The organism is Gemmiger sp. An194, from assembly GCF_002160145.1.
Classification (GTDB): Bacteria; Bacillota; Clostridia; order Oscillospirales; family Ruminococcaceae; genus Allofournierella.
Map to the genome: position 1 here is coordinate 91,665 of NZ_NFKA01000001.1, position 25,509 is coordinate 117,173.

At 61.3% G+C, this 25,509-nt stretch carries 21 protein-coding genes and 1 tRNA gene; 13 read left to right on the forward strand and 9 right to left on the reverse strand.

Annotated features, from left to right (window positions below; translation table 11 throughout):
* Positions 1-87: 87 nt before the first annotated feature.
* Complete coding sequence (locus tag B5F28_RS00415) at positions 88-1,872, reverse strand: aminopeptidase P family protein (RefSeq protein ID WP_087291912.1); 1,785 nt, start codon at positions 1,870-1,872, stop codon at positions 88-90.
* A gap of 276 nt (positions 1,873-2,148) precedes the next feature.
* Here B5F28_RS00415 and B5F28_RS00420 point away from each other — a divergent pair, with 276 nt between their 5' ends.
* From B5F28_RS00420 to B5F28_RS00435, 4 genes are all read left to right on the forward strand, one after another.
* Positions 2,149-3,387 carry a CobW family GTP-binding protein gene (locus tag B5F28_RS00420; RefSeq protein WP_087291915.1) on the forward strand — a complete coding sequence of 413 codons (1,239 nt, stop codon included), beginning with the start codon at positions 2,149-2,151 and terminating at the stop codon, positions 3,385-3,387.
* A 22-nt stretch (positions 3,388-3,409) separates the two neighbouring features.
* Entirely contained in the window at positions 3,410-4,360 is a 951-nt protein-coding gene (locus B5F28_RS00425) for a TIGR03943 family putative permease subunit (protein WP_087291918.1), read from the forward strand.
* Positions 4,361-4,454: 94 nt separating this feature from the next.
* The gene (locus B5F28_RS00430) at positions 4,455-4,805 is read left to right on the forward strand and encodes a hypothetical protein (protein ID WP_087291921.1); all 351 of its coding nucleotides are present in this window, start codon (positions 4,455-4,457) and stop codon (positions 4,803-4,805) included.
* A 181-nt stretch (positions 4,806-4,986) separates the two neighbouring features.
* Positions 4,987-5,364 carry an MmcQ/YjbR family DNA-binding protein gene (locus B5F28_RS00435; protein WP_087291924.1) on the forward strand — a complete coding sequence of 126 codons (378 nt, stop codon included), beginning with the start codon at positions 4,987-4,989 and terminating at the stop codon, positions 5,362-5,364.
* 181 nt (positions 5,365-5,545) lie between these two features.
* On the opposite strand, the gene rny is transcribed toward B5F28_RS00435, so the two are convergent.
* Positions 5,546-7,102 (reverse strand): ribonuclease Y, encoded by a 1,557-nt coding sequence (gene rny, locus B5F28_RS00440; protein ID WP_087291927.1) that lies wholly within the window; start codon positions 7,100-7,102, stop codon positions 5,546-5,548.
* Positions 7,103-7,772: 670 nt separating this feature from the next.
* Between rny and thrS the strand changes: the two genes are divergently transcribed.
* A complete protein-coding gene (thrS, locus tag B5F28_RS00445) occupies positions 7,773-9,707 on the forward strand; it encodes a threonine--tRNA ligase (RefSeq protein WP_087291930.1) in 1,935 nt (644 codons plus the stop codon).
* A 207-nt stretch (positions 9,708-9,914) separates the two neighbouring features.
* The gene (locus B5F28_RS00450) at positions 9,915-10,172 is read left to right on the forward strand and encodes a hypothetical protein (protein ID WP_087291933.1); all 258 of its coding nucleotides are present in this window, start codon (positions 9,915-9,917) and stop codon (positions 10,170-10,172) included.
* Positions 10,173-10,297: 125 nt separating this feature from the next.
* Here B5F28_RS00450 and B5F28_RS00455 read toward each other — a convergent pair.
* Positions 10,298-10,373: transfer RNA gene (locus tag B5F28_RS00455), tRNA-Lys, on the reverse strand.
* Positions 10,374-10,831: 458 nt separating this feature from the next.
* Here B5F28_RS00455 and B5F28_RS00460 point away from each other — a divergent pair.
* The 3 genes from B5F28_RS00460 to B5F28_RS00470 all read left to right on the forward strand — a co-directional run bounded on the left by B5F28_RS00460 (position 10,832) and on the right by B5F28_RS00470 (position 14,495).
* Complete coding sequence (locus tag B5F28_RS00460) at positions 10,832-12,037, forward strand: DUF3048 domain-containing protein (RefSeq protein ID WP_158097465.1); 1,206 nt, start codon at positions 10,832-10,834, stop codon at positions 12,035-12,037.
* A 90-nt stretch (positions 12,038-12,127) separates the two neighbouring features.
* Positions 12,128-13,447: a DUF3048 domain-containing protein gene (locus tag B5F28_RS00465; protein WP_087291941.1), complete on the forward strand. Its 1,320-nt coding sequence runs from the start codon at positions 12,128-12,130 to the stop codon at positions 13,445-13,447.
* A gap of 133 nt (positions 13,448-13,580) precedes the next feature.
* A complete protein-coding gene (locus B5F28_RS00470; RefSeq protein WP_143424658.1) occupies positions 13,581-14,495 on the forward strand; it encodes an AEC family transporter in 915 nt (304 codons plus the stop codon).
* Between the two features lie 74 nt (positions 14,496-14,569).
* Here B5F28_RS00470 and B5F28_RS00475 read toward each other — a convergent pair whose 3' ends face one another.
* A complete protein-coding gene (locus tag B5F28_RS00475; RefSeq protein ID WP_087291949.1) occupies positions 14,570-15,211 on the reverse strand; it encodes a histidine phosphatase family protein in 642 nt (213 codons plus the stop codon).
* A 289-nt stretch (positions 15,212-15,500) separates the two neighbouring features.
* Between B5F28_RS00475 and B5F28_RS00480 the strand changes: the two genes are divergently transcribed.
* On the forward strand, positions 15,501-16,193 hold the full coding sequence (locus B5F28_RS00480; RefSeq protein ID WP_087291952.1) for a helix-turn-helix domain-containing protein: 693 nt from the start codon (positions 15,501-15,503) through the stop codon (positions 16,191-16,193).
* A gap of 62 nt (positions 16,194-16,255) precedes the next feature.
* On the opposite strand, the gene B5F28_RS00485 is transcribed toward B5F28_RS00480, so the two are convergent.
* The 4 genes from B5F28_RS00485 to B5F28_RS00500 all read right to left on the reverse strand — a co-directional run bounded on the left by B5F28_RS00485 (position 16,256) and on the right by B5F28_RS00500 (position 20,353).
* Positions 16,256-16,498 (reverse strand): AbrB/MazE/SpoVT family DNA-binding domain-containing protein, encoded by a 243-nt coding sequence (locus B5F28_RS00485; protein ID WP_087180701.1) that lies wholly within the window; start codon positions 16,496-16,498, stop codon positions 16,256-16,258.
* A gap of 241 nt (positions 16,499-16,739) precedes the next feature.
* Positions 16,740-17,747 carry a tryptophan--tRNA ligase gene (gene trpS, locus B5F28_RS00490; RefSeq protein ID WP_087291955.1) on the reverse strand — a complete coding sequence of 336 codons (1,008 nt, stop codon included), beginning with the start codon at positions 17,745-17,747 and terminating at the stop codon, positions 16,740-16,742.
* A gap of 86 nt (positions 17,748-17,833) precedes the next feature.
* Complete coding sequence (locus B5F28_RS00495) at positions 17,834-18,931, reverse strand: hypothetical protein (RefSeq protein WP_087291958.1); 1,098 nt, start codon at positions 18,929-18,931, stop codon at positions 17,834-17,836.
* Between the two features lie 15 nt (positions 18,932-18,946).
* Complete coding sequence (locus tag B5F28_RS00500; protein ID WP_087291961.1) at positions 18,947-20,353, reverse strand: MBOAT family O-acyltransferase; 1,407 nt, start codon at positions 20,351-20,353, stop codon at positions 18,947-18,949.
* 201 nt (positions 20,354-20,554) lie between these two features.
* Here B5F28_RS00500 and gltX point away from each other — a divergent pair, with 201 nt between their 5' ends.
* Both gltX and B5F28_RS00510 read left to right on the forward strand, forming a co-directional pair.
* Positions 20,555-22,006, forward strand: a complete 1,452-nt coding sequence (gltX, locus tag B5F28_RS00505; protein WP_087291964.1) for a glutamate--tRNA ligase — start codon at positions 20,555-20,557, stop codon at positions 22,004-22,006.
* Between the two features lie 186 nt (positions 22,007-22,192).
* Positions 22,193-24,463, forward strand: coding sequence for a serine/threonine-protein phosphatase (locus B5F28_RS00510; RefSeq protein ID WP_158097466.1), 2,271 nt, complete (start codon positions 22,193-22,195; stop codon positions 24,461-24,463).
* Positions 24,464-24,531: 68 nt separating this feature from the next.
* On the opposite strand, the gene B5F28_RS00515 is transcribed toward B5F28_RS00510, so the two are convergent.
* Positions 24,532-24,810, reverse strand: a complete 279-nt coding sequence (locus B5F28_RS00515; RefSeq protein WP_087291970.1) for a hypothetical protein — start codon at positions 24,808-24,810, stop codon at positions 24,532-24,534.
* 333 nt (positions 24,811-25,143) lie between these two features.
* Between B5F28_RS00515 and B5F28_RS00520 the strand changes: the two genes are divergently transcribed.
* Positions 25,144-25,500 carry a BlaI/MecI/CopY family transcriptional regulator gene (locus tag B5F28_RS00520; RefSeq protein ID WP_087291973.1) on the forward strand — a complete coding sequence of 119 codons (357 nt, stop codon included), beginning with the start codon at positions 25,144-25,146 and terminating at the stop codon, positions 25,498-25,500.
* Positions 25,501-25,509: the final 9 nt, after the last annotated feature.

The window sequence follows — 25,509 nt, forward strand, 5'->3', positions numbered from 1 at the left end:
ACTGTATCGAAGGAGCGTGCAAAGTTGTAAATTTTGGCGGCGGGATGCAAAAAATCCCCCGGCTTTCACCGGGGGATAAGTGTGTGATCAGGCCAGGGGCTTGGTCTTTTCAGCCAGCCATGCGGCTTCCGATTCGGTCAGCAGGGGAGCAAGATCCCGATAGGTCTCGGCATGGAAGGCGTTCAGCCAGGCCTTCTCGTCCGCGTCCAGCAACTCGGGGCGCACCGGGGTCAGGTCGATGGGGCAGCGGGTCATGGACTCGAAGCCCAGGAACTGGCCGTACTGGTTCTTCACACGCTCCACGCACAGCAGCTCGTTCTCGATGCGGATGCCCACCTCGCCCTCTTCGTAGATGCCGGGCTCGTCGGTGACGGTCATGCCGGGCACGAAGGGCACGTGATTGGTCACGCGCAGGCTCTGGGGGCCCTCGTGTACGCCGCCGATGAAGCCCACACCGTGGCCGGTACCGCAGCGGTAGTCAATGCCGTGCTGCCACACTGCGGCACGGGCCATCACGTCCAGATTGCCGCCGGTGCAGCCGGACAGGAACTGGAGCTTGGCGATGTCGATGTGGCTCTTGAGCACGTAGGTGTAGTAGGTGCGCTCGTTGTCGGTCAGCTCACCCAGCGCGTAGGTGCGGGTGATGTCGGTGGTGCCGTCGGTGTACTGTCCGCCGCTGTCCACCAGCAGGAAACCCCGCTTCTCCAGCTTGGTGCAGTTGTCCGGGGTGGCGTGGTAGTGCATCATGGCGGCGTTTGCGCCGTAGGCGGCAATGGTGTCGAAGCTGGGGCCCAGGTTGCCGGGCTGCTCAGCGCGCAGCTCCAGCAGCTTGCGGTCCACATCCACCTCGGTAACGGTCTCGCCCGCGGCCAGCTGCTGCTCCAGCCAGATCTGGAAACGCACCATGGCTACGCCGTCCTTCACGTGGCAGTTCATCAGGTTCTTGATCTCGGCGGCGTTCTTCACGCCCTTCATGGCCTGGATGGGGTCCTCGCCCATCTTCGCCGTGAAGTTGGGGTTCTGGCACACGGCGCTGTAGATGGCCCAGTTGGTGGAGCCGTCCATCAGGATCACCCGGTCGTGATGGTAGCCGGTCAGAGTGCCCAGCAGCCGGTCGTAATCCTCCACGCCCACGCCCTGGGCCCGCAGTGCGGCGGTGGCCTCCTCGGGCAGACGGCTCTGGTCGATGAACAGGGTGGCGCTGGTGGCGGTCACAAAGCAGTAGGCCAGTGCAAAGGGAGTGCAGTCCAGGTCAGCGGCCCGCAGGTTCAAAAGCCAGGCCACGCTGTCCAGCCGGGAAACCACCATGGCGGAGGCACCGGCATCGGCCAGTTTACTGCGCAGGCGGTTCAGCTTTTCCTCCGCGGAAGCGCCCGCGGTTTCAGCGTCAACCAGCCAGGCGGGGGTGGAGGGAACCGGGGGCCGGTCCTCCCAGATGGGGCTGACCAGATCAACGGACAGCACCTTCGCGCCCTTCTTCGCCAGGGCTTTTTCCAGCTCCTGCACGGTGGCGGTGGGGGTGACCATGCCGTCCAGAGCCAGCACCTGACCCTCGCCCAGCGCGTCGGTCAGATACTGGGTCACGGTGGGGGTGCCCTCGGTGCCCATCTTCTGCAGCTGGATCTCACTGCCGGCCAGCTGGCGCTCGGCCTGGATGAAATAGCGGCCGTCGGCCCAGAGGGCGCTGGCGGTATCGGTCACCACAAGGGTGCCCATACTGCCGGTGAAGCCGGAGAAGTAGGCCCGGGCCTTCCAGTGGTCGGGCAGATATTCGCTGGAATGGGGGTCCGACGAGGGGATCAGGCAGGCATTCGCCCCGGCGGCCTGCATGGCCGCCCGCAGCTGGGCGATCTTTTCGTTGGTGGTTTTCATGGGATCTGTTTTACCTCTTTTCTCACAGCGGAAGCATTCCGCGCCCACCGTGCAAAATCGTGTTGAATTTATATTAACACGGTAAAGCAGGTTTTAAAAGAGAGCGAGGCGCAAAAACGCAAAATTTCGCAAAAAGAACACCGGAGAAAACCGCGCAATGACCTTGACAAAGATAGTATAATAAGAAACAGAACGACTGTTTTCAGCAGGCGGCCCGGGGGAGGGAACATGCTCCGGCAGGGCGGCTCTGCGCAAGATAAAAGGAGACAATATACCATGACCAAGATCGATATTTTTTCCGGTTTTCTGGGCGCCGGCAAGACCACGCTCATCAAGAAGCTGATCGCCGAGGCCTACGCGGGCCAGAAGCTGGTGCTCATCGAGAATGAATTCGGCGAGATCGGCATCGACGGCGGCTTCCTGAAAGAGGCCGGCATCGAGATCACCGAGATGAACTCCGGCTGCATCTGCTGCAGCCTGGTGGGCGACTTCCGCGAAGCTCTGAAGAAGGTCATCGACCAGTACCAGCCGGACCGCATCCTGATCGAGCCCTCCGGCGTGGGCAAGCTGAGCGATGTGACCAAGGCTGTGCAGGGCATCGCCGCCGAGCGGGACGTGCAGCTGAACAGCTTTGTGACCGTGGCCGATGTGAACAAGGTCCGGCTGTACATGAAGAACTTCGGCGAGTTTTACAACGACCAGATCGGCCATGCCAACGCCATCATCCTGAGCCGCACCGGCGCCGCCAGCGAGGACAAGATCGCCCGCGCTGTGGCCATGATCCGGGAGAAGAACCCCGAGGCCACCATCGTCACCACCGACTGGAGCCAGCTGAAGGGCGAGCAGATCGTGGCGGCCATGGAGTCCAAGCGGGACTTCGTGAAGGAGCTGCTGGAGGAGACTCAGGTCTGCCCCGAGTGTGGCCATCACCACGAGCACGGCGAGGAGTGCGGCCACGATCACGAGCATGAGCATCACCATCATCACGACCACGATGAGGAGTGCTGCTGCGGTCACGACCATGAGCACGAGCACGAGCATCATCATCACGATCACGACGAGGAGTGCTGCTGCGGTCACGACCACGACCATGAGCACGAGCATCATCATCACGATCACGATGAGGAGTGCGGCTGCGGTCACGACCATGAACATGAGCACGAGCACCATCATCACGATCACGACGGCGAATGCAGCTGCGGCTGCGGCCATGACCACGACCATCACCACCACCATCACGCCGACGAGGTGTTCACCAGCTGGGGCCGTGAGACTGCCCGGGTGTTCACCGAGGAGGAGATCCGCAACGCTCTGGAAGAGCTGGACAGCGGCAAGTACGGTGTGGTGCTGCGCGCCAAGGGCATCCTGCCCGGCACCAACGGCTGGATCTACTTTGACCATGTGCCCGGCGAGGCTGATGTGCGCGGCGGCGCTGCGGATGTGACCGGCCGCCTGTGCGTGATCGGCTCCAAGCTGGACGAGGCTGCCCTGGAGCAGCTGTTCCATCTGGCCTGAGCCGCAGGGAGGGAGAGGTAACGTGAAAGAGATTCCGGTATATCTGTTCTTGGGCTTTCTGGAAAGCGGCAAGACCCGCTTTGTGCAGGAGACCATGGAGGACCCCAAGTTCGACTCCGGCGACAAGACCCTGCTGCTGGTCTGCGAGGAGGGCGAAGAGGAGTATGACGCCGACAAGTTCGCCTTCGGCGGCGTGAGCGTGGAGCTCATTGAGGACAAGGAGCAGCTGAACCCCACCCATCTGGCCGAGCTGGTGAAAAAGACCGGCGCGGGCCGTGTGGTGATTGAGTACAACGGCATGTGGATGGTGCAGGAGCTGTACGAGGCCATGCCGGAGAACTGGGTGATCTACCAGACCATCGGCACCGCCGACGCGAACACCTTCCGCATGTACTTCGACAACATGCGTCAGCTGTTCCTGGATAAATTCGCCCAGTGCGAGCTGCTGGTGGTGAACCGGGCCGACGGCCTGACCGAGGAGGACCAAGAGTTCGTGCACAAGGCGGTGCGCCAGGCCAGCCGCCGGTGCGACATCGCCTACGAATACGCCGACGGCAGCGTGGCCTACGACCAGCTGCCGGACGAGCTGCCCTTCGACATCAACGCGGATGTGATCGAGATCGGCGACGAGGACTTCGGCATCTGGTATCTGGATGCCAGCGAGGACCCAGAGAAGTACGCGGGCAAGACCGTGCGCTTCACCGCCCAGGTCTGCCAGACGCCCCGGGTGGGCCAGAATCAGTTTGTGCCCGGCCGCTTCGCCATGACCTGCTGCGTGCAGGATATCCAGTTTGTGGGCTTCCCCTGCAAGTACGACGATGCCAAGAAGCTGGCCCAGCGCAGCTGGATCAAGATCACCGCCAAGGTGCGGGTGCAGTTCCACCCCCTGTTTGGCGGCAAGGGCCCGGTGCTCACCGCCCTGTCGGTGGAGGCTGCCCAGCCCCTGAAGGACGACGTGGTCACCTTCAGCTGACCGGCCGAAGAAAAACAAAACGAACAGGGCCCGTTCCCGGGTTTGCGCCGGGGCGGGCCCTGTGGTATACTACTCAAAAAAGGAGGGAGTACCCATGGGTTTTTTCAAACGACTGATTTCCATCGTTCTGGGCATTGCGGCGGGCGCTGTGGCCTATAAGCTGCTCAACGATTACAACAAGAGCTCTCATATCGAGGGCGAATATGTGGAGGTGCCCACCGAGCCGGAGCAGCCCGCGCAGGCCGAGCCGGAAAAGGCTTCCCGCGAGGAGCCCCGGCCGGAGCCCACCGTTTACCCCCAGCGCCCCGACCGTGGCCCCAACACCAACCCGGTGACCCTGGGCGCAGCGGAAAAGCCGCTGGATGAGAACGGCAAGCTGGACCCCACCCGCATCGCCAGCGCCGAGGATTTCGGCGACTGGGACGATCTGGGCTGCCAGGGCTGAGCCTCTGCGAAAAGCACAATAAAAAAAACGGCCTGCGGCAGCATACTTGCAGGTCGTTTTTTTATGTTAGGCGTTATGTATTATGGCTTTTTGCTGTGGTCCGCTGAGAACGTAAATTCCTTGCGGCACTCTTGAAGGAATATTATATTTTGTGTGAATAGAAAGATTGGGAGTGGCATCAATGAATCGTGTGGAATTAGGACGGTTTATTCTCGAAAATTACAATGCAGAGCGGGATTTTCCATGGCTAAAATATCCCAATTATGAAGTGTTTCGCCATAACAATAATCAAAAATGGTTTGCACTTATTATGGATGTGCCTAAAAACAAGATTGGGCTGCAAGGTACTGGCCTTATTGATGTGGTGAATTTCAAGTGCGACACACTGTTGATAGGGTCTCTGCGGTGTGAGCCGGGTTTTTTTCCGGCATACCACATGAATAAGGAAAGCTGGATTACGGTTGCCTTGGATGGTAGTGTCTCGGATGACAAAATCAAAATGTTGCTAAGTGAAAGTTATGATGCAACTGCGCCAAAAGCGAGACACAAAAAGCATTGAAATATAAATTTATCCGAGAGACAAACTCCGGCTTTGTTTTAGGAAAGTACAACATAACAGCACTCGGGCAAACAAAAACCGGCCCGCAGGGAGAAATTTTCCCCGCGGGCCGGTTTTTTTGTGATAAAAAAAGCCCCCGGCGGAGAATTTTCCACCGGGGACTCGTTGTATGGTTGAAAGCTTACTTGGCGTATTCCACCGCGCGGCTCTCGCGGATCACGTTCACCTTGATCTGGCCGGGGTAATCCAGCTCTTCCTCGATCTTCTTGGTGATGGAACGGGCCAGCAGGATCAGCTGGTCGTCGCTGATGGCGTCCGGCTTTACCATGATGCGCACCTCGCGGCCAGCCTGCACGGCAAAGGCGTTCTCCACGCCCTCGAAGCTGCAGCTGATCTCTTCCAGGTTCTCCAGCCGCTTGATGTAGCTTTCCAGGTTCTCGCGGCGGGCACCGGGACGGGCGGCGCTGATGGCGTCGGCGGCCATCACGATGAAGGCCAGCGGAGTCTTGGGCTCCACATCGCCGTGGTGTGCCTCGATGGCATGGATCACGGCGGGGTTCTCCTTGTACTTGCGGGCGATCTCCACACCGATCTGGATGTGGCTGCCTTCGATCTCGTGGTCCAGAGCCTTGCCGATGTCATGCAGCAGACCGGCGCGGCGGGCCTGGGTCACGTTCACGCCCATCTCGCCGGCCAGCAGGCCGGACAGATAGGAAACCTCCAGAGAGTGGTTCAGCACGTTCTGGCCGAAGCTGGTGCGGAACTTCAAACGGCCCAGCAGCTTCACAATGTCGGGATGGATGCCGTGGATGCCCACCTCCATCACCGCGCGCTCGCCCTCCCGCTTCATGGACAGCTCCAGCTCGCGGCGGCACTTCTCCACCGTCTCCTCGATGCGGGCGGGATGGATGCGGCCGTCGGCGATCAGTCGCTCCAGCGTCATGCGGGCCACCTCGCGGCGGGCCTGGTCGAAGCTGGACAGGGTGATGGCCTCGGGGGTATCGTCGATGATCAGGTCCACGCCGGTGGCGGTCTCCAGGGCGCGGATGTTGCGGCCCTCGCGGCCGATGATGCGGCCCTTCATCTCGTCGTTGGGCAGGGGGACCACACTCACGGTGGTCTCGCTGGAATGGTCGGCGGCGCAGCGGGCGATGGCCTGGCCGATCATCTCGCGGGCCATGGTGTCGCACTCATCCTTCAGGTTGGACTCGTAGGCGCTGATGCGCATGGCCTTCTCGTGGGTCAGCTCCTGATCCAGGCGGTTCAGCAGCAGGTGCTTGGCATCCTCCTGGGTCAGACCGGCGATGGTCTCCAGCTTTTCCATCTGGCGCAGCTTCAGCTGTTCCAGTTCGTCCAGCTTAGCCTCCACCAGCTCGCTGCGGCGGCGCTGCTCCTCTTCCTTCTGCTCCAGGGCGGCCACCTTCTTGTCCAGGGATTCCTCCTTCTGGTCCAGGCGGCGCTCCTGGCGGCTCAGCTCGCTGCGGCGCTCCTTGATCTCCTTGTCGGCCTCGGTCTTCATGCGCAGGGCTTCGTCCTTGGCCTCGATCACGGTCTCTTTGCGTTTCTGTTCGGCGGTCTTGATGGCGTCGTTCACAATCCGCATTGCTTCTTCTTCGGCACTGCCGATCTTGGCTTCAGCGGTTTTGCGGCGGTAGCTCTGGCCAAGAAAAAAGCCTGCGGCCACACCGACGGCGATTGCAACGACTGCCACCAGTACCAGTACGATAATGGATGGCAATGTTTTCAACTCCTCAAATAAAAATGGTATCTGAGATGACCGCCATGGTGCAGGGGCAGACCGGCTAATTGCGGGACCTGGAACGAACGGCACGCAGCACAACGATACCGCCGCACAGGCGGTGCGGCGGGAAGGATGCAAACGGGCTGAATTGGATATTGCAAGGCAGCAGGGCATGCTGCCGGTGTTCGTTTGGAAATACTCACAGTATCTTGCGTATATTTCACAAAAAGCAGGGCGGACCCTGCGGCTGATCATCTAATATACTTACTATTTATTTTAATGACGAGTTCACAAATTGTCAAGAAATATTGACAATCCCGAAGGGAAGGTATAAGATAAGGCTGAACCTATCCCGCAAAAGCGCAGATGCGGACATGAGCGGGCGGGCAACACGCGGATAGAGAAGGCCGCCGCTTCCCTTTCGGAGGCGTGCTGAGAGCGGCTGCGCGCAGGTGCCCCCACAGCTTACCACCGCGGAGCGCGGGGGCGAACCCCCGCCGGCAAGGGCCCGTTATCGCCCAAACGAGTGGGCGTGCCAAAAGGCGCGCAATTCGGGTGGAACCGTGGAGCTTTCAGATGCTTCATCCCGTTATTGTTTTACGGGATGGGGCATTTTTTCTTTTTTCGCCCCTTTGGGCGAAGCGATCAAACGGGAGGTCGAATAGTTATGATCAAAGTTGATTTGAAGGGCACCGTCAAGGAGTTCGAGGCAGGCGTATCCGCCGCTGAGGTGGCCAAGAGCATCGGCATGGGCCTTTACAAGAGCGCCTGCGCCGCCAAGGTGGACGGCCAGGTGTGCGATCTGCGCACCGTGCTGGACAAGGACTGCGCGCTGGAGATCCTCACCTTTGCCGACGACGAGGGCAAGCACGCCTTCTGGCACACCGCTGCCCATGTGATGGCTCAGGCCATCCAGCACCTGTACCCCGAAGCCCACTTCGGCATCGGCCCCGCTCTGGAGAGCGGCTGGTACTACGACATCGGCGGCGTGAAGCCCTTTACCCCGGACCAGTTTGCCGCCATCGAGGCCGAGATGAAGAAGATCGCCAAGGCGGACCTGCCGGTGGAAAAGCGCATCATCACCGTGGAAGAGGGCCGCGAGATCTTTGCCGGTCAGCCCTATAAGCTGGAGCTGCTGGAGGAGTACGCCGAGAAGGGCTGGGAGCTGAGCGTTTACCAGCAGGGCGACTTCGTGGACCTGTGCGCGGGCCCGCACCTGATGAGCACCGGCGCGGTGAAGGCCGTGAAGCTGACCCAGGCCACCAGCGCCTACTGGCGCGGCGATTCCAGCCGGGACAGCCTGTGCCGCATGTACGGCATCGCCTTCCCCAAGGCCAGCGAGCTGGAGGAGTACCTGAAGCAGCAGGAAGAGGCCCTCAAGCGGGACCACAACAAGATCGGCCGTGAGCTGGAGTACTTCACCACCGTGGAGTCCATCGGCCAGGGCCTGCCGGTCATGCTGCCCAACGGCGCCCGCGCCGTCCAGCTGCTGCAGCGCTGGGTGGAGGACACCGAGCAGAAGCGGGGCTACCTGCTGACCAAGACCCCCCTGATGGCCAAGCGCGATCTGTACAAGATCAGCGGCCACTGGGACCACTACCTGGACGGCATGTTCGTGCTGGGCGATCCCTACGATGAGACCAAGGAGTGCTTCGCCCTGCGTCCCATGACCTGCCCCTTCCAGTACCAGGTTTACCTGAACCGCAAGCGCAGCTACCGTGACCTGCCCATGCGTCTGGGCGAGACCTCCACCCTGTTCCGCAACGAGGATTCCGGCGAGATGCACGGCCTGATCCGCGTGCGCCAGTTCACCATCAGCGAGGGCCACATCGTGCTGCGTCCCGACCAGCTGGAGGAAGAGTTCCGCGGCTGCCTGGAGCTGGCTAAGGAGATGCTGGAGACCCTGGGCCTGGGCGAGGACGTAAGCTACCGCTTCAGCCAGTGGGACCCCAACCGCAAGGATAAGTACGAGGGCACCGCCGAGCAGTGGGAGGAAGCCCAGGGCCTGATGAAGAAGATCCTGGACCACCTGGGCCTGGAGTACAAGGTGGGCATCGACGAGGCCGCTTTCTACGGCCCCAAGCTGGACATCCAGATCAAGAACGTGTTCGGCAAGGAGGATACCCTCATCACCATCCAGATCGACATGCTGCTGGCGCAGAAGTTCGGCATGACCTATGTGGGTGAGGATGGTCAGGAGCACACCCCCTACATCATCCACCGCACCTCCATCGGCTGCTACGAGCGTACTCTGGCCCTGCTGCTGGAGAAGTACGCCGGCGCTCTGCCCACCTGGCTGATGCCCACTCAGGTGGAGATCATCCCCATCACCGAGCGTCAGCATGCCTATGCCCGTGAGCTGCACAACAAGCTGGAGGCCGCCGGCATCCGTGTGGACACCGACTACCGCAGTGAGAAGATGGGCTACAAGATCCGCGAGGCCCAGCTCAAGAAGATCCCCTACATGCTGGTTGTGGGCGACAAGGAGATGGAAGAGGGCCTGGTGGCCGTGCGTGCCCGCAAGGAGGAAAAGGGCGGCGTGATGACCCCCGACGCCTTCATCGGCCAGATCCTCACCGAGATCGCCACCAAGGAGCGCTGATCGCGCCTGCTTGTGAGCAAAGCATTCTGATTCAAATGAAAAGAGCCGCATCCAACCGGGTGCGGCTCTTTTGTGTGCTGCGGCGCGGCCAGGGTAAATTTGACCGGATCTTTACATCCCCTTCACCCAAAAGAGATAGACCCGCCGCTCCGGCGGGTCTAAACTGAAAGCAGGAGAAACAGCAAGCAGGTAAGGGGGAAAGGAAGAATGAAGAAGAGACGGCAGATGGATTGGATAATCGGCTCGCTGCGCACACTGGCAGCGCTGGCAGGCGTGCTGCTGCTGGCCTTTGGCGCGGCACCCGGTGCGCTGGCTGCCGGAACCCAGCAGGCGGCGCAGGCTCCGGCGGGGGAGACGGGAACCGTGATCTGGGGCGTGGTGTTTGCGCTGGCGGCACTGGGCATCATCACCGCAGAGATCGCCCAAAAAAAGCGCGCTGCACGCCGCGATTCCCAAGAGGGCTGAAAACCCAGGCAAAACAAAAACTCCCCCGGCCTCGGTGCAAGAGAAGCGGGGGAGTGTTAAGTGAAAAGTGAAGAATGAAGAGTGAATAAGGAAAAATCCCGGGCGCTTTCGCGTCCGGGATTTTTTGGTGAACCATCGGAGACTCGAACTCCGGACCCTCTGATTAAAAGTCAGATGCTCTACCGACTGAGCTAATGATTCACGCTGCTTACAGCTTGTTTATTATATCAATCGAAAAATGCTTTGTCAAGCGATTTTTGAAAAAAATCAAGCGACACATGATGACGGTTAAAAGAAACAGAAAAATGACCGGCAAAAATTACAAAGTGTTTACAAACGGCGGAAAAATGAGTATGATAGTGTTAGCCCATCGTTTCAAGGATAAGCGGTTGGGGCGTGGGGGTCCCGGTTCGATCTCCACACCAGAGCCTTGGGAAAATGGTTTGAAATCGTTTCAATAGGTTTGATATACAAACTTTTTCCTGGGATTTTGGCGAAAGTGCGTAAAAATTTCCGTTTGCTTTACAACGATTCGGCGCGGGAGTAAAATGGAAAAAACGGGGGCAAGCTGCTCCCGGCGCGATGATAAGGGCTTTCCGCATGGGTGCGCCCCGGCTGCGGCCTGTGCAAAAAATACACAGACAAATGGAGAGAATTACATGAAGCGTTTGATGAGTGTCGTATTGGCTGTTCTCTTGGCAGCCAGCGTATTCACCGCCTGCGGCGGCAGCGGCGAAACTGCCAGCGGTGAGGGCGGTCAGGGTGCATCCAGCCCTGCTGCCACGCCGGAGCCCACTCCGGAGCCCTACGAGGCCCAGGTACTTACCGGCTACGAAAAGGACATCGACTACCCGGAAGGCGAGCGGATCACCGGCGTGATGGTGAATAACATCCAGGCCTGCCGGCCCCAGCGCGGCCTTTCCGCGGCGGATATCCTGTTCGAGATCAAGGTGGAGGGCGGCATCACCCGTTTTATGGCCCTGTTCACCGATTACAACGACATTCCCGAGATCGGCCCCATCCGTTCCGCCCGTGACCAGTTCTTCCGTCTGGTTCTGCCCTGGCAGCCCCTGTATGTGCATGTGGGCCAGAGCGTGGTGCAGCGCCAGTACATCGAGGACTACGACTACGAGGAGTGGGACCTGGAGGGCAACACCGCCGCCGGCCTGATCTACCGTGACTTCAACCGCCGCAACTGGGCGGGCAACACGGTGGCCAAGGAGCACACTGCCTACACCAACGGCGAAAAGATTGCCGAGTACATTGAAAGCCAGAACATCGACGACCGCCGCAGCTACAACTCCACCTTCTTTGATTTCGTGGACTACCGCGACGCGGCTGTGATTCCGGCAGGCACCTTTGTGGAGGGCGACAACAACGCCGAGCGCGTAACCATCCGCCATTCCCAGAGCTACCGTACCCAGTTCGACTACGATGCCTCTCTGGGTCAGTACAAGATGGCGCAGTACTACTCCAGCCTGGGCAGCTACCGGGATACCATCGATGAAAACAACGATCAGCAGCTCATGTTCGACAACCTGATCGTGCTGTTCACTGATATCCACACCTATCCCGGCCACGAGGCCAAGGACCTGCAGTATGCCGAGTACAGCTGGGGCGGCGTTGGCTACTATTGCTACGGCGGCAAGATCGAGAAGATCCGCTGGGAGAAGGGCACTCCGCTGGAGGCTCTGCGTCTGGTCACCTTCGACACCCAGGAGCCCTTCGAGATCAACTGCGGCAAGAGCTATGTGACCGTGGTGGACATCGACGAGGCCGAGAACTTCAAGTGGGAGGCACTGGCCACCGCACAGGATACCCAGGAAGCGCCCACCACCGAGACCTTCGTGGAAAGCGACGATTGATCATAGTCTGATCCAGGGCCTGTCTGCCAAAATGGACAGGCCCTGTTTTGTACATTCAGAGCACCAAACAGGGGAAGGGGAAACACAAAAATGAAAGCATGCTACAAAGCGGCGGCGCTGGCGCTGAGCCTGGCGCTGCTGGCTGGCTGCGGCAAGGGGGCCGATTCCTCCCAGGCGCAGCCGTCGTCCCAGACTTCGTCCAGCCAGGCAGCCTCCTCGCAGGCCGAGCCCCAGGCGCCGCAGCTGCCGGAAACAGAGAACGACATGCCGCTGCCTGCCCAGGGAATCAGCGCGCTGTCCGGCCGGGAAACCGAGTATTACGGTCAGCGCCCGGTGGCGGTGATGCTCTACAACGACAAGGCAGCCTGGCCCCAGTGGGGCATCGGGGACACCGAACTGCTGATCGAGGCCAACACCGAAGGCCAGGACACCTGGATGATGGCCCTGTACGACGGGGTGGATGCATTGCAGAAGGTGGGCCCGGTGGGCCAGGGGCGCGATCTGTTTCTGCAGATGGTGATGCCGCTGCAGGCGATCCCCATGTATGTGGGCAGCGATGTGTATGCCTCCAACCTGGTGAACTACTACAGCTATCAGCCGCTGGACGGCGTTTACACCGGCACCGCCGCCTTTGATCTGGACCGGGAGCGGGCCAAGATCTATGCGGAGCAGTACAGCTGGTACACCACCAGCAGTCTGCTGCCCGGCGCACTGGCCCTGTACGGCCAGAGCAGCGAGGGCGAAACCCACAGCTTCTTCCAGTTCGCGGAAGGAAGCGTGCCCCAGAACACCCAGGGCTACGAGCTGGATATCACCTATGGCAGCGAGCGCACCGCCCGCCTGGTCTACAACACGGAGGACCAGCGCTATTACCTGCGGGAGGGCGACGCGCCCCAGACCGATGCGGGCCGCCCGGACGACAGCGAGGTCCGCTTCTCCAATGTGATCCTGCTCATGGCCTCCAGCGGCCTGAAGGACAACGGCGTGACCCGCCAGTATGACCTGAGCGGCGGTCAGGGGCTGTATCTGTCCGCTGGCGGGGTGCAGACCATCCGCTGGGAAAAGGGCGACGCCATGGCCCCGCTGAAGCTGTACGACGAGAGCGGCAGCATGCTGAACGTGCAGCCCGGCCGGACGTACATGGGAATTTACGGCGGCTTTGCGGGCCAGAGCCTGAAGCTGCTGGATGCCTCGGGCGCCGAGCAGGCGCTGCCCGCGGCTCCCGCGCCCATGCCCACCGCTGTGCCCACCCCCAGCCCGGAGCCCACGCCGGAGCCTACCCCGGCACCCACCCCGGAACCGGCGCCGGAATCCGTGCCGGCTTCTCAGCCGACGGCAGAGCAGGGGCAGGCCTCCCAGCCCGCGCCCGCCTCTGAGCCCGCGGCCGCATCCCAGCCCGCCGAAGGCTGAGATAGGCCCTCCAGGCGGCAGCAAATACAAGCAAATAGCAGCGAAAGCAGGTGCTTTCGCTGCTTTTTTGTTGCAGTTTTTGTTCCGGCGGAAGTATAATAGAGCTATTGTGTTTGGAGAGGGGGAGTGGCCCATGGAGGCCGTATTTGTAAAATCGTCATCGTTTTTGTTGGTGATCCTGCTGGGAGTGATCTTCCGATCGGTGGGCATCTTCGGAGAAAAGGACCACCGGGTGCTGAGCAATATCGTTTTGAAGATCACCCTGCCCGCGGCGGTGATCACCAGCACCGCCAACATGGCCTGGCAACCCACGCTGCTGCTGATCCCGGTTCTGTCTCTGATGGCCAACTGGGTGATGATCGGAGTGGGCGCTGCGATGGCCCGGGGAAAAACCAACCGGGAACGGGTGCTGTATATGGTAAACTGCCCCAGCTGGAACATCGGTGCCTTTGCGCTGCCGTTCCTGCAAAGCTTTCTGGGGGCCGGAGCCGTGATGGCGGGCTGTCTGTTCGATGTGGGCAACTCCCTGATGTGCACCGGCGGAACCTATGCACTGGTGTCGGTGGTGTGCGGCGGAGAAAAGCCGGACCTGAAAAGCGCAGGCAAGAAGCTTCTGTCCTCGGTGCCCTTTGTGACCTACGTTACCATGCTGCTGCTGGTGATCTTTGGGGTCACGGTGCCGCAGACCCTGCTGGATCTGATCAGCCCCATCGCTGTGGCCAATCCCTTTGTGGCCATGCTGATGGTGGGTGCCATGTTCCGGGTGCAGGCAAAGCCCGCTTATCTGTGGACGGCGGCCCGTATTCTGGGGGTGCGCCTGGTGCTGGCACTGGTGCTTTCGGTGGGCTGCTATTATCTGGCGCCCTTCTCGCTGGAGGTGCGGCAGGGCCTGGCGGTCATGGTGTTTGCGCCCATTTCGGTGATCGCCCCCGCCTTTACCGAACGGTGCGGCGGCGACGAGGGCCTGGCCAGCTTCATCAACTCTCTGTCCATCCTGTTGGGCGTGGTGGGAATGCTGGCGGCCATTCTGGTGCTTGGCGTATTGTAATTCGGCAGGGTACAAAAAGCCCCCGGCGCTCGTGCAGGCTGCGCGAGCGCCGGGGGTTTATTTTTGCGGAAGAATCAGTCATCCGGCTGATCGTCCAGATAGCCGAAGGGCACAATGTCCACGGCCTCCACAATGCCGTCCCGCATCCAGAGGGTGGTGTCGGTGCGCAGGGTGTAGCCCGCGCCCGGGTCTGCCATCCAGTCCTCGGGCTTGCGCTGGGGCAGGGCCTTCTGGGCCAGCATGCTCATGATCACGCCGCCGTGGGTCACACAGGCGGCCTCCTCAGTGCCGGAGCGGATCATGTACTCGAACAGCTTCATCAGGGTCTCGCCGCAGCGCCGGTGGAACTGGGCGGTGGGCTCTGCGCCCTGGGGCGTGAAGCCGGAGGTGGGGTCCATCCAGCGGGCGAAGTCCGGCTCGTGAACCAGCTCGCTCACCTTGCGGCCCTCGAACACGCCGAAGCCCGCTTCCCGCAGCTGGTCGATGGCCAGCTTGCGGGCGGCGGGGAAGAGGATGTCTGCGGTCTGGGTGGCACGCAGCAGGGGCGAGGTGAACACCAGCTGGGGCTGGGGGTATTCAAAACGGCCGCACAGCTCCTCCAGCTGGGCACGGCCCTCATCGCACAGGGGCAGGTCGGTGCCGCCGCCCACGTACAGTCCGTCCAGATTGCCCTGGGTCAGCCCGTGGCGGATCAGATGCAGGGTAAAGGTCTTCAAAAAAATCCCTCCTGAAAGCAAAGAAATAGTTACAAAATAGTAACATAATACTAAATGGAAAATTCTTGAAACACAATATTTAGAAAAGAACTCCTGATTATTATCATACATCTAGGTGCCAAAGTCAATATTAGGCAAAACCCACGAAAAAACAAAAAGAATATTGGCGAAATTTGTATTTACAAAGCGTTTTGGTTGTTTTATAATTTACGATACGTAATTGTCTCTGCGGGCAGACTATGCCAAACGCAGACAGGACGGACTTGCGGAACGAAGAGGTAGATATTGCATGACGACTGAATTTAACCGGATCATTACCCTGCTGCGCAAAGAGCGGGGCATCACCCAGAAGCAGGCTGCTGCGGACCTGGGTGTATCCCAGGCTTTGCTGTCCCACTACGAGAAGGGCATCCGCGAATGCGGCCTGGACTTTGTGGTGCGCGTGGCGGAGTATTATGATGTGTCGTGCGATTATCTGCTGGGCCGCAGCCCGGACCGGAACGGTCTGACCCTGCGCGTGGAGGATATCCCCAATCCGGACGCCGCGCGGGACAGCATCTATCGCGGCAGCACCCTGCCCACCATGAACAAGAAGCTGATCTCCAACAGCCTGAACATTCTGTACGACAAGCTGGGCGCCAGCCAGAACAGCGACCTGATCAGTGAGGTGAGCGGTTATCTGAGCGTGGCGGTGTACAAGATGTTCCGCCTGCTCTATTCCTCCAACGCCAAGAATGCCAGCAGTCTGTTCAGCGTGAGCAACGGCCGCTGGAACGGCTATTCCTCCGCCGCCATGGATACCGCCGAGGCCAACGTGGCCGCCATCCTGGCCGGGGAAGAGGTGGGCAGCAGCGCCCCCATGAAGGACACCAGCTGCTTTGCCATGACCAGCCAGAGCCTGGAGCAGGATTACCGCCTGTATTCCGGCAGCCTGATGATGCTGATCAAAAACAGCGAAAAGCGCATCGACAAGCAGAAATAACCACAAAAGCAAAAGACCGGAGCCCTGTGAGGCTTCCGGTCTTTTTTTGTTTGTCAGTCAGCTTACAGCTGGCCGATGGCCTTGCGGCACTCGGCGCAGATGTTGCGGCCGTGAAACTGCATCACGCCCTTGGCCTCACCGCAGAACACGCAGGCGGGCTGGTACTTCTTCAGAATGATCTCGTCGCCTTCCACGAAGATCTGCAGGGAGGAGTCCTGGTCGATCTCCAGCACCCGGCGCAGCTCAATGGGCAGCACGATGCGGCCCAGGTTGTCGATCTTGCGGACCATACCTGTGGATTTCATAATACGATCTCTCCTTTGATTTGGGATTTTGGGTTTTGGGAAAAGTCGGTCATGGGAAACAGGCGAACAGGGAATACTCGCCCGTTTGCTTCATTATAAACCACCATGGAAAAATTGTCAATATATGGTAAATAATTGGAAAATGCTTTTTTCGGGGTCGAAGCCTGCTCCGAAAGGAAAAAAAGCGGCCCGTCCGGAGGCCAAACGGCGCGCCCGGACGGGCTGCTTGAAGATACAGGGGTTACAGCTGCAGCATGCCCACTTTTTTGTAGACCTTGCTGACCATACGGTCGGCCATGCGGCTGGCCTTTTCGGCGCCCTCGGCGAGCACGCCGTCCAGGTACTGCTTGTCGGCCAGGATGCGGGCATATTCCTCCTGGATGGGGCGGAAGGCGTCGATCACGCTGCCGGCCACGGCCTCCTTGAACACGCCGTAGCCCTGGCCCTCGAACTCCTTCTCGATGGCGGCGAAGTCCTTGCCGGTGAGCACGCTGTAGATGCTCATCAGGTTGGTCACGCCGGGCTTGTCCTCACCGGCGCGCACGGTACCCTCGCTGTCGGTCACGGCGCGCTTGAACTTGCGCAGGATGGTGTCTGCGTCGTCGGTCATCAGGATGAAGCTGTTGGCGTTGGTGTCGGACTTGCTCATCTTCTTTTCCGGCTCCTGCAGGCTCATGATCTTGGCGCCGGTCTTGGCGATGTAGGGCTCGGGCAGGGTGAAGGTGGGGCTGTACTGGTTGTTGAAGCGCTGGGCCACATTGCGGGCCAGCTCCAGGTGCTGCTTCTGGTCCACGCCCACGGGCACCAGGTCCGCGTTGTACACCAGAATGTCCGCCGCCATCAGCACCGGGTAGGTAAACAGGCCGGCGTTCACGTTATCGGCGTGCTTGGCGCTCTTGTCCTTGAACTGGGTCATGCGGCCCAGCTCACCGAACTGGGTGTTGCAGGCCAGAATCCAGGAAAGCTCGGCGTGGGCGCGCACATGGCTCTGCACGAACAGCACGCTCTTCTGAGGATCGATGCCGGTGGCCAGCAGCATGGCCGCGGCCTCCCGGGTCTGACGGCGCAGGGCCGCGGGGTCCTGCCGCACGGTGATGGCATGCAGGTTCGCCACCATGTACAGGCAGTCGTATTCTTCCTGTAAAGCGCCCCAGTTGCGCACCGCGCCCACATAGTTGCCCAGGGTAAAGGTACCGGTGGGCTGGATGCCGGACAGGATGCGCTTCTTGCGCTGCATTTCTTCGCTCATTGTTTCTGCCTCATTTCTTTTTAGGCGCCGCAAAACGCCCGTAACTGATACTTGTATTATAGCCGCTGGCTGTGCGCTGTCAAGCCTTACTGCGCCAGGCGCAGGGGATTGCCGCTGTCGGCCAGGGCGGCGTCCAGATAATCGGTGTCGATCAGGCCCTCCAGAATGGTGCTCTGGTCGGCCAGCTGCCGGGTAAGCCGGGCATAGACCCGGTCGCCGCCGTGGTAGCCGTCGATGTACTCGTCGTCACTGGTGTCCGGCATGTAGCTGAAGTCGTAGACCTCGTAGCCGTAGGGCGCGCACAGCTCGGTGAGGATTTTGGGAATCCAGTCAAAGTAGCCGTAGTTGCCGCTCTCGGCCATCCGCTCGTAAACACTGGGGGCGTAGGGCGGGATGATGAGCACCACCTGAATGCCCCGGTCGTTGCACCAGGCCAGCAGCCGCTGGACCACCTCGGTGCTGGTGGGATACACGTATTCGGCGTACTCAAAACGGTTGGTGCCCTTCACAATTCGGTCGAAGGTATCGTGGAAGCCCACGTCGGTGCCCTCCTCCGGGTGATCCAGCAGCCGGCCGTAGCAGTAGCTGCCGTCCGGATTGAAGCCGCTGCCCCGGCCCACCGCCGCCATACCGTACACATTCGGGTGGGGAGTGAACACATCCAGCAGAGAGTATTTGCCCTCGGCCCAGCCCCGCATGGCCTCGGACAGGGCGGTCTTGGCGTTAAATTCATAGTGCCCGTAGTCGAAGCCCTCCGGCATACCGCCGGTGCCCACCCAGGCCTGATTGAAGAAGTACTGATCCATCACCATGATCAGGGTGTCGGGCAGGCTCTCCTCAGGCAGGTTTTCCAGAAAATACTGGAACTCGTTGATGTAGCCGCTGCCGCCGCCCGCGTTGTAGAAGCTGTCGGTGGTGAAGAATTCGCTGTGGAACTGCATGCTGCGGCTGGTGCCCAGCACCAGCAGATCCGCGGCCTTGCCGCTGGCCACCAGATGCTTGTAGTAACGGGTGTTGTCCCGGTAGGCAAGGCCCAGGAAGGCGGGCTCGCCGTCCAGCACCATCTGGGCAACCTCCTCCTCGGTGCGCCATTCGCCGCTGGTGTATACCGCCAGAGCGAACACGCCGCACACTAGGATCACCGGCGCGAGGAACAGCGCCACAACTGCCAAAAATCGTTTCATAACGGCCTGTCCTCCTTAAAATGCGAAATAAACATTCTGCAGGGTGCCCGCCGCGCCGAAGAACAGGCTGGCAAACACGCACAGATAACAAAGCAGCACCAGCAGCACCGGCTTCTGCCGCGCCGCCCAGGCCCCGAAGCCCTCCTTGCGGGAAGCCCAGTCGATCCCGGCGGCCAGCAGGGCGAACAGCCCCAGCTGAACCATGCCGGTGGTGGTGTAACCCAGCTGGGTGAAGCTCTCCTTCAGGTATTGCAGGCTGAAGGGGATGGGCTGGAACAGAGAACGGAGCACGATCTGGGCCTGATGCAGGGTGCCGGTGGTAAAGAAGAACCAGCCGATGCTCACCAGAAGGAAGGTGAACAGGCAACCCGCCACCGAGCGCAGCGGGCTGTTTTCGCCCTGATGCAGCGCGCCCCAGAAGCGGGCGCGGGCTTTTTTGGTGGCCCGGCCGATCAGCAGATAAATGCCGTGCAGCGCGCCCCAGACCAGAAAACCGGCCGTGGCGCCATGCCATGCGCCGGAAAGCACGAAGGTGACCATGGTGGCCAGAACCAGCACCGGCACACCGTTGCGGCTGCCGCCCAGGGGGATGTAGATGTAGTCCCGCAGGAAGCTGGAAAGGCTCACATGCCAGCGCCGCCAGAACTCACCAATGCTGCGGGAGAAATAGGGGCTGAGGAAGTTTTCCTCCACCTGCAGGCCCAGCAGGTTGGCCACGCCGATGGACATCTGGGAGTAGCTGGCAAAGTCGAAGTACAGATACAGGGTGTAGGCCAGCAGCGACCAGACGATGCCCAGGCTGTAGTAGTATTCCGGCTGGGAAAGCGCGCCCTGGTAGCCGGCCAGCTGGTCCGCCAGGCATTTTTTCAGAAACATGCCCCAGCAAAAGCGCACGCAGCCGGTGTAGGCCAGCGCCCGGTCAAAGGTCATTGCGGGGGCCTTCAGCTGCGGCAGTAGGCTGCCCGCCCGCTGGATGGGGCCGCTGGCCAGCTGGGGGAAAAAGCCCACGTAATTGAAGTAGCACAGCGGGCACTTCTCGGCCTGGATGCGGCCCTTGGCCACATCCGCCAGATAGCTGATGGTCTTGAATACATAAAAGCTCAGTCCCACCGGGGCCACCAGCCCCTCAAACAGGGCGGGGGAGGCCAGCGGCAGGTATTTGTAGGCCGCCAGAGGGGCAAGGCTCAGCAGAATGCCCAGCCACATGGCCGCCCGGCCGCCTCCTTTTTGGGTCCACAGGCCGCACAGGTAGCCGGCCAGGCAGATGAGCACCAGGCAGATCACTGCCTTGGTCCCGAACAGCCCGGCAAAGACAAGGTTTGCCACCGCCAGCAGCCAGGGCCGGGCTTTGGCAGGCAGGGCCCACCAGCCGGCAAACACCAGCGCGCCGAATCCGGCGAAGGACAGAGAAAGAAAGTTCATGGAAACGCTCCTTTTGCATGGAAAATGCCATTGGGTCTTTTCCTATTATAATAAAAGGGGCAAGGGCTTGTAAAGCGAAGAAGTTTTGCGGCCAGGTTGACAAGCCGATGTGCGCACCTTACAATAAACAAGAGAAACAAACCGCCCGGTCCGCGCTGCCTGCCGCCCGGGCGCGTGAGGATAAAAGGAGTAGAAACGATCATGGCGAACAATACCGTACGCACCCGTTTTGCGCCCAGCCCCACCGGCTACATGCACGTGGGCAACCTGCGCACCGCTCTGTATGCCTACCTGAAGGCGAAAAGCAAGGATGGCACCTTCATCCTGCGCATTGAAGACACCGACCAGGAACGCTACGTGGAAGGTGCGGTGGACATCATCTACAACACCCTGCGCCAGACCGGCCTGCTGTGGGACGAAGGTCCCGACGTGGGCGGCCCGGTGGGTCCCTATGTGCAGAGCGAGCGCATGGGCATGTTCAAGGAATATGCCGAGCAGCTGGTGAAGGCCGGTCAGGCCTACTACTGCTTCTGCACCCCCGAGCGTCTGGAGAAGATGCGCGAGGAGCAGAAAGCCGGCGGCGCCGTGGTGGGTCATTACGACGGCCACTGCCGCAACCTGAGCCAGGCCGAGATCGACGAGAAGCTGGCCGCGGGCGTGCCCTACGTCATCCGCCAGAAGATGCCCAAGGAGGGCGTGACCAGCTTTGACGACGTGGTCTACGGTCACATCGAGGTGAACAACGCCGAGCTGGAGGACCAGATCCTCATCAAGACCGACGGCATGCCCACCTACAACTTCGCCAACGTGGTGGACGACCATCTGATGGGCATCACCCACGTGATCCGCGGCTCGGAGTATCTGTCCAGCGCGCCCAAGTACAACCTGCTGTACCAGGCCTTCGGCTGGGAGGTTCCCACCTACATCCACTGCCCGCCCGTGATGAAGGACGCCCAGAACAAGCTGTCCAAGCGCAACGGCGACGCTTCCTATCAGGATCTGGTGGCCAAGGGCTACCTGAGCGAGGCCATTCTGAACTACATCCTGCTGCTGGGCTGGAGCCCCAAGGGCGAGGAGGAGATCTTCACCCTGGAGGAGATGGTCAAGATTTTCGACGAGTCCGGCATCAGCAAGAGCCCGGCCATCTTTGACCCCCTGAAGCTGCGGGCCATCAACGCGGAGTACATCCGCCGCCTGCCCGCCGAGAAGTTCCGCGAAATGGCCGATCCCTGGATCGACCAGGCCGTGCATGTGGACATCGACCGCGACCTGCTCTGCGCTAACCTGCAGCCCCGCTGCGAGGTGCTGGGCGAGATTCCCGAGCAGCTGGACTTCTTCGACGCCGTGGTGCCCTACACCACCGACCTGTACACCAACAAGAAGCAGAAGACCAATCCTGAGACTGCAAAGCAGGCCCTGGAGGCCCTGCTGCCCCTGCTGGAGAACCTGGCGGACTGGAACCGGGATGCCATCTTCGAGGCCTGCAAGGTGAAGGCCGAGGAGATGGGCGTGAAAAACGGCTGGCTGCTGTTCCCGCTGGGCATCGCCCTGTCCGGCAAGCAGCGCACCCCCGGCGGCGGCACCGATCTGGCCGCCATGATGGGCCGCGAGGAGACCGTCAAGCGCATCCGCGCCGCTCTGGAGCTGCTGTAACCCTGTCTGCAAACCGCCCTGCCCGGAGTTCCGGGCAGGGCGGTTTTTGTTTGTTTCTGCCCCTTTTTGAAAAAGCAAGGCCCTGCGGCAAAAAATGCCGCGGGGCCTTTTTATACTGATTCTATGCAGGTCCGGGGCGGATTATGTCCCGGCGGCAAAAATCAGAAAAAAACGAGGTGGAATGTTATGGGTGAAAAATTGCGGCTTTTGCCCCTGCGGCGGCTGGCCGGCTGGGGGCCGGGGCTGCAGCAGCTGGCCAGTGGTGCGCTGGGCGCACTGATGGCCGCGGGCAGTGTGTTCGGAGGACTGCACCCCTTTGGTCTGGCGCTGCTCATGGGGGTGGGCTCGGCCCGGCTGTGGGCGGCGGGCGCGGGCGTGCTGGCCGGGTATCTGCTTCTGCTGCCCCTGGCCGATGGGCTGCGCTATCTGGCGGCGGCCGCAGTGGTGCTGGCCGGGCGGGCCATGTTCCGGGAGCAGTTCTGGCCCGCCGCCGCGGGGGGCTGCGGCACCCTGCTGGCGGTGCAGCTGATGCTGGCGGTGAGCGGCCTGGCAGGCCCGCCCCAGTCGGTGGCGGCGGTGGGCGACGTGGCTTTGTCCGCCGCCTGGGGCTGGGGGCTGTTCCGGGCGGGGGCAAGAGCCCGGCGGGGCGGGCCTCTGGGAGCCGAAAGCCTGCTGCTCTGCTGCGCGGGGCTCTGCGGTCTGCAGCAGCTGCCCGCCATGGGGCTGCTGCCCGGTGTGGTGGTGCTGGCAGCGGGCGGTCTGGCCCTGGCCTTCCGGGGCAGACTGCGGGACTGCGCCATCTTCTGTCTGTGCGGAGCGGGAGCGCTGGCCGCGGCGGACCCGGACCTGTGCTTTGCCGGGCTGGCGGTGGCGGTGGGCTGTCTGGCGGCGGCCTACTTTACCCCCGGGGAGCGGCTGGGATGTGCCACCCTGTTCCTGTCAGGCGGGCTGCTGGGAGTGCTGGCCGCGCCGCAAAGCAGCCTGGCGGTGGGCTTTCTGGGCAGCGCGGCGCTGGGGGAGGCGGCGTTTTTTGCCCTGCCCGTCCGTCTGCTGGCCGCGTTGCCCGGCCAGACCGACCCCGCCGCCGCCCAGCGGCCCCGGGTGGCCGGAGCGGTGAGCCAGCTGGAGAGCGTGGCCAACGCCCTCACCAGCATTGCCGACACCGTGAACCAGGTGTATGAGACCCTGCCCCGGCGGGGCGAGAGCTACAACTGGGTGGTGGACTATGTGGCCGAGGAGCTCTGCCGCACCTGCGGCAGCCGGGAACGCTGCTGGGTGCAGGATTACAGCACCACCATGGACGGCTTCTACCGACTCAAGCCCATTCTGGAGCAGCAGGGCCGGGCGGCGCTGGAGCAGCTGCCCGGCCAATTCTGCCGCTGCATCCATCCCACCGAGCTGTGCAGCTGCTCCAGCCGGGGGTATGCGCTGTACCGGGGCAGGCGGGAGAGCCGGGTCAAGGCCGGAGCCATGCGGGCGGCCCTTACCGAGCAGTACAGCGCCATGGCTCAGGCGTTGAGCCAGATGGCCGGGCAGCTGGGCCAGAGCATCGTGCCGGACGTGGGCAAGACCGAGCAGCTGGGGCGGCTGTTTTCCTCCATTGGATTGGAGCCGCTGGAATGCCAGGCAGGCTTTGATGCGGCGGGCCGGCTGCGGGCAGGGGTCACGGTGAGTCGTACCCCCTTCAGCCAGCAGGAGCTGAGCGAGATCACCGGGGAGGCCCAGCGCATTTTGCACCGGCCGCTTACTCTGCCCCGGGTGGACCACTGCCGGGCAGTGACCACCATCACCTTCAGTGAGCAGCCGCTGTATTTTCCAAGGTACGGGCTGGCGGCCCGCCCGGCCAAGGCTGGGGCCTGCGGCGATGCGGTGGAGCAGTTCTGCGACTGCTTCGGCAACGCCCATCTGCTGCTCTGCGACGGCATGGGGGTGGGCCGACCTGCCGCCATCGACGGCACGCTTGCGGCCACCCTGGCGGCAAGGCTGCTGAAGGCGGGCTTCGGAGCCCAGAGCGCCGCCCGGCTGGTGAACGTGGCCCTGGCACTGAAAAGCGACGAGGAGAGCGCCGCCACCATGGATCTGGTCACGGTGGACCTGTACACCGGCCGGGCCAGCCTGTTCAAGGCGGGGGCTTGTCCCACATTGCTGCTGCGGGGAGGAAAGGCCCAGGCGCTGGAGGGCAGCAGTCTGCCGGTGGGCATTCTGGAGCAGGTGGTGGGCCAGCAGAACTCGGTGGCGCTGAACGAGGGCGACTGGGTGGTGCTGGTGAGCGACGGCGCCCTCACCGACGGCAGCGGCTGGTTGTGCCAGCAGCTGGAGCTGTGTGCTGCCAGCGGCAGCACTCCCCAGAAGACCGCCGAGCTGCTGGCGGATATGGCCCAGAAGCGGGCGGAAGGCCGCCGCCGTCCGGATGACATTTCAGTGGCAGTTCTGCGGCTGGAGCGGGCGGTGGAATGAAACGCCCGCGTCTCGAACAACAAAAAACGCCCAGCCGGATGGCTGGGCGTTTTTCTGTTCGGAAACGATTAGGCCTCGCTGGAAGCGGAAGTAACCTCGCTGGCGGCAGCCTCAGAAGAAGCGGCCTCAGAAGAAGCGGCCTCGGAAGCAGCAGCCTCGCTGGAAGCGGCCTCAGAGGAAGCAGCCTCGCTGGAAGCAGCCTCAGAGGAAGCGGCCTCAGAAGAAGCAGCCTCGCTGGAAGCAGCAGCGCTGGAAGAGGTGGTGGTCTCGTTGCCGCCGCAGGCAACCAGGGACAGGGCCAGAGCGGCCACGCAAGCAACGGCGATGATCTTAGAAGACAGTTTCATGATGTCATTCTCCTTTTCGTTTTGATTCGGAAAATCGCCCCATAAACCAAAGGGCGTCGTATGGTTCCGGTGGGCGCGTTTGCGCCGCTGCCTCGGAACGTTTTCCTATCATACCCTCCAGATATGAACAATCTATGAAGAAACAGCATCAAAAAGGTAACAAAATGTACAAAAAATCAAGAAGAATTTATAACAAAATGACTACAAAATGGTAACAATCCGGCAGAATAGGGGCTTGCGGCTTTGCTCTACATCTGTTAGAATAAAAATGAAACTACAAACTGTAGAAGTGTGTTGCCATACATATAAAGAAAAAGGGAAGGGGCGCTTACTATGCGACTGTCGGAAGCGGAACTGGAGATTATGGAGCAGATCTGGAAGCTGGGGCGGCCGGTCACGGCAGCCGAGCTGGCCGGCCCGCTGCAGCAAAAGGGATGGAAGCCCACCACTCTGCTTACCTTTCTGGCCCGCATGGCGGCCAAGGGGGCACTGAAGGTGGAAAAGCGGGGCAAACAGAATGTGTATACCGCCTGTGTGAGCAGCGAGCAGTACCGGGCGGCTGAGGCGCAGGAGCTGCTGACCAAGCTGTACAGCGGCAGTGTAAAAAGTATGGTGGCCGCCCTCTACGACGGCAAGGCTCTTTCCGGCGACCAGCTGGACGAGCTGCGGGACTGGCTGGAAACGAGGTGAGCGGAGCCG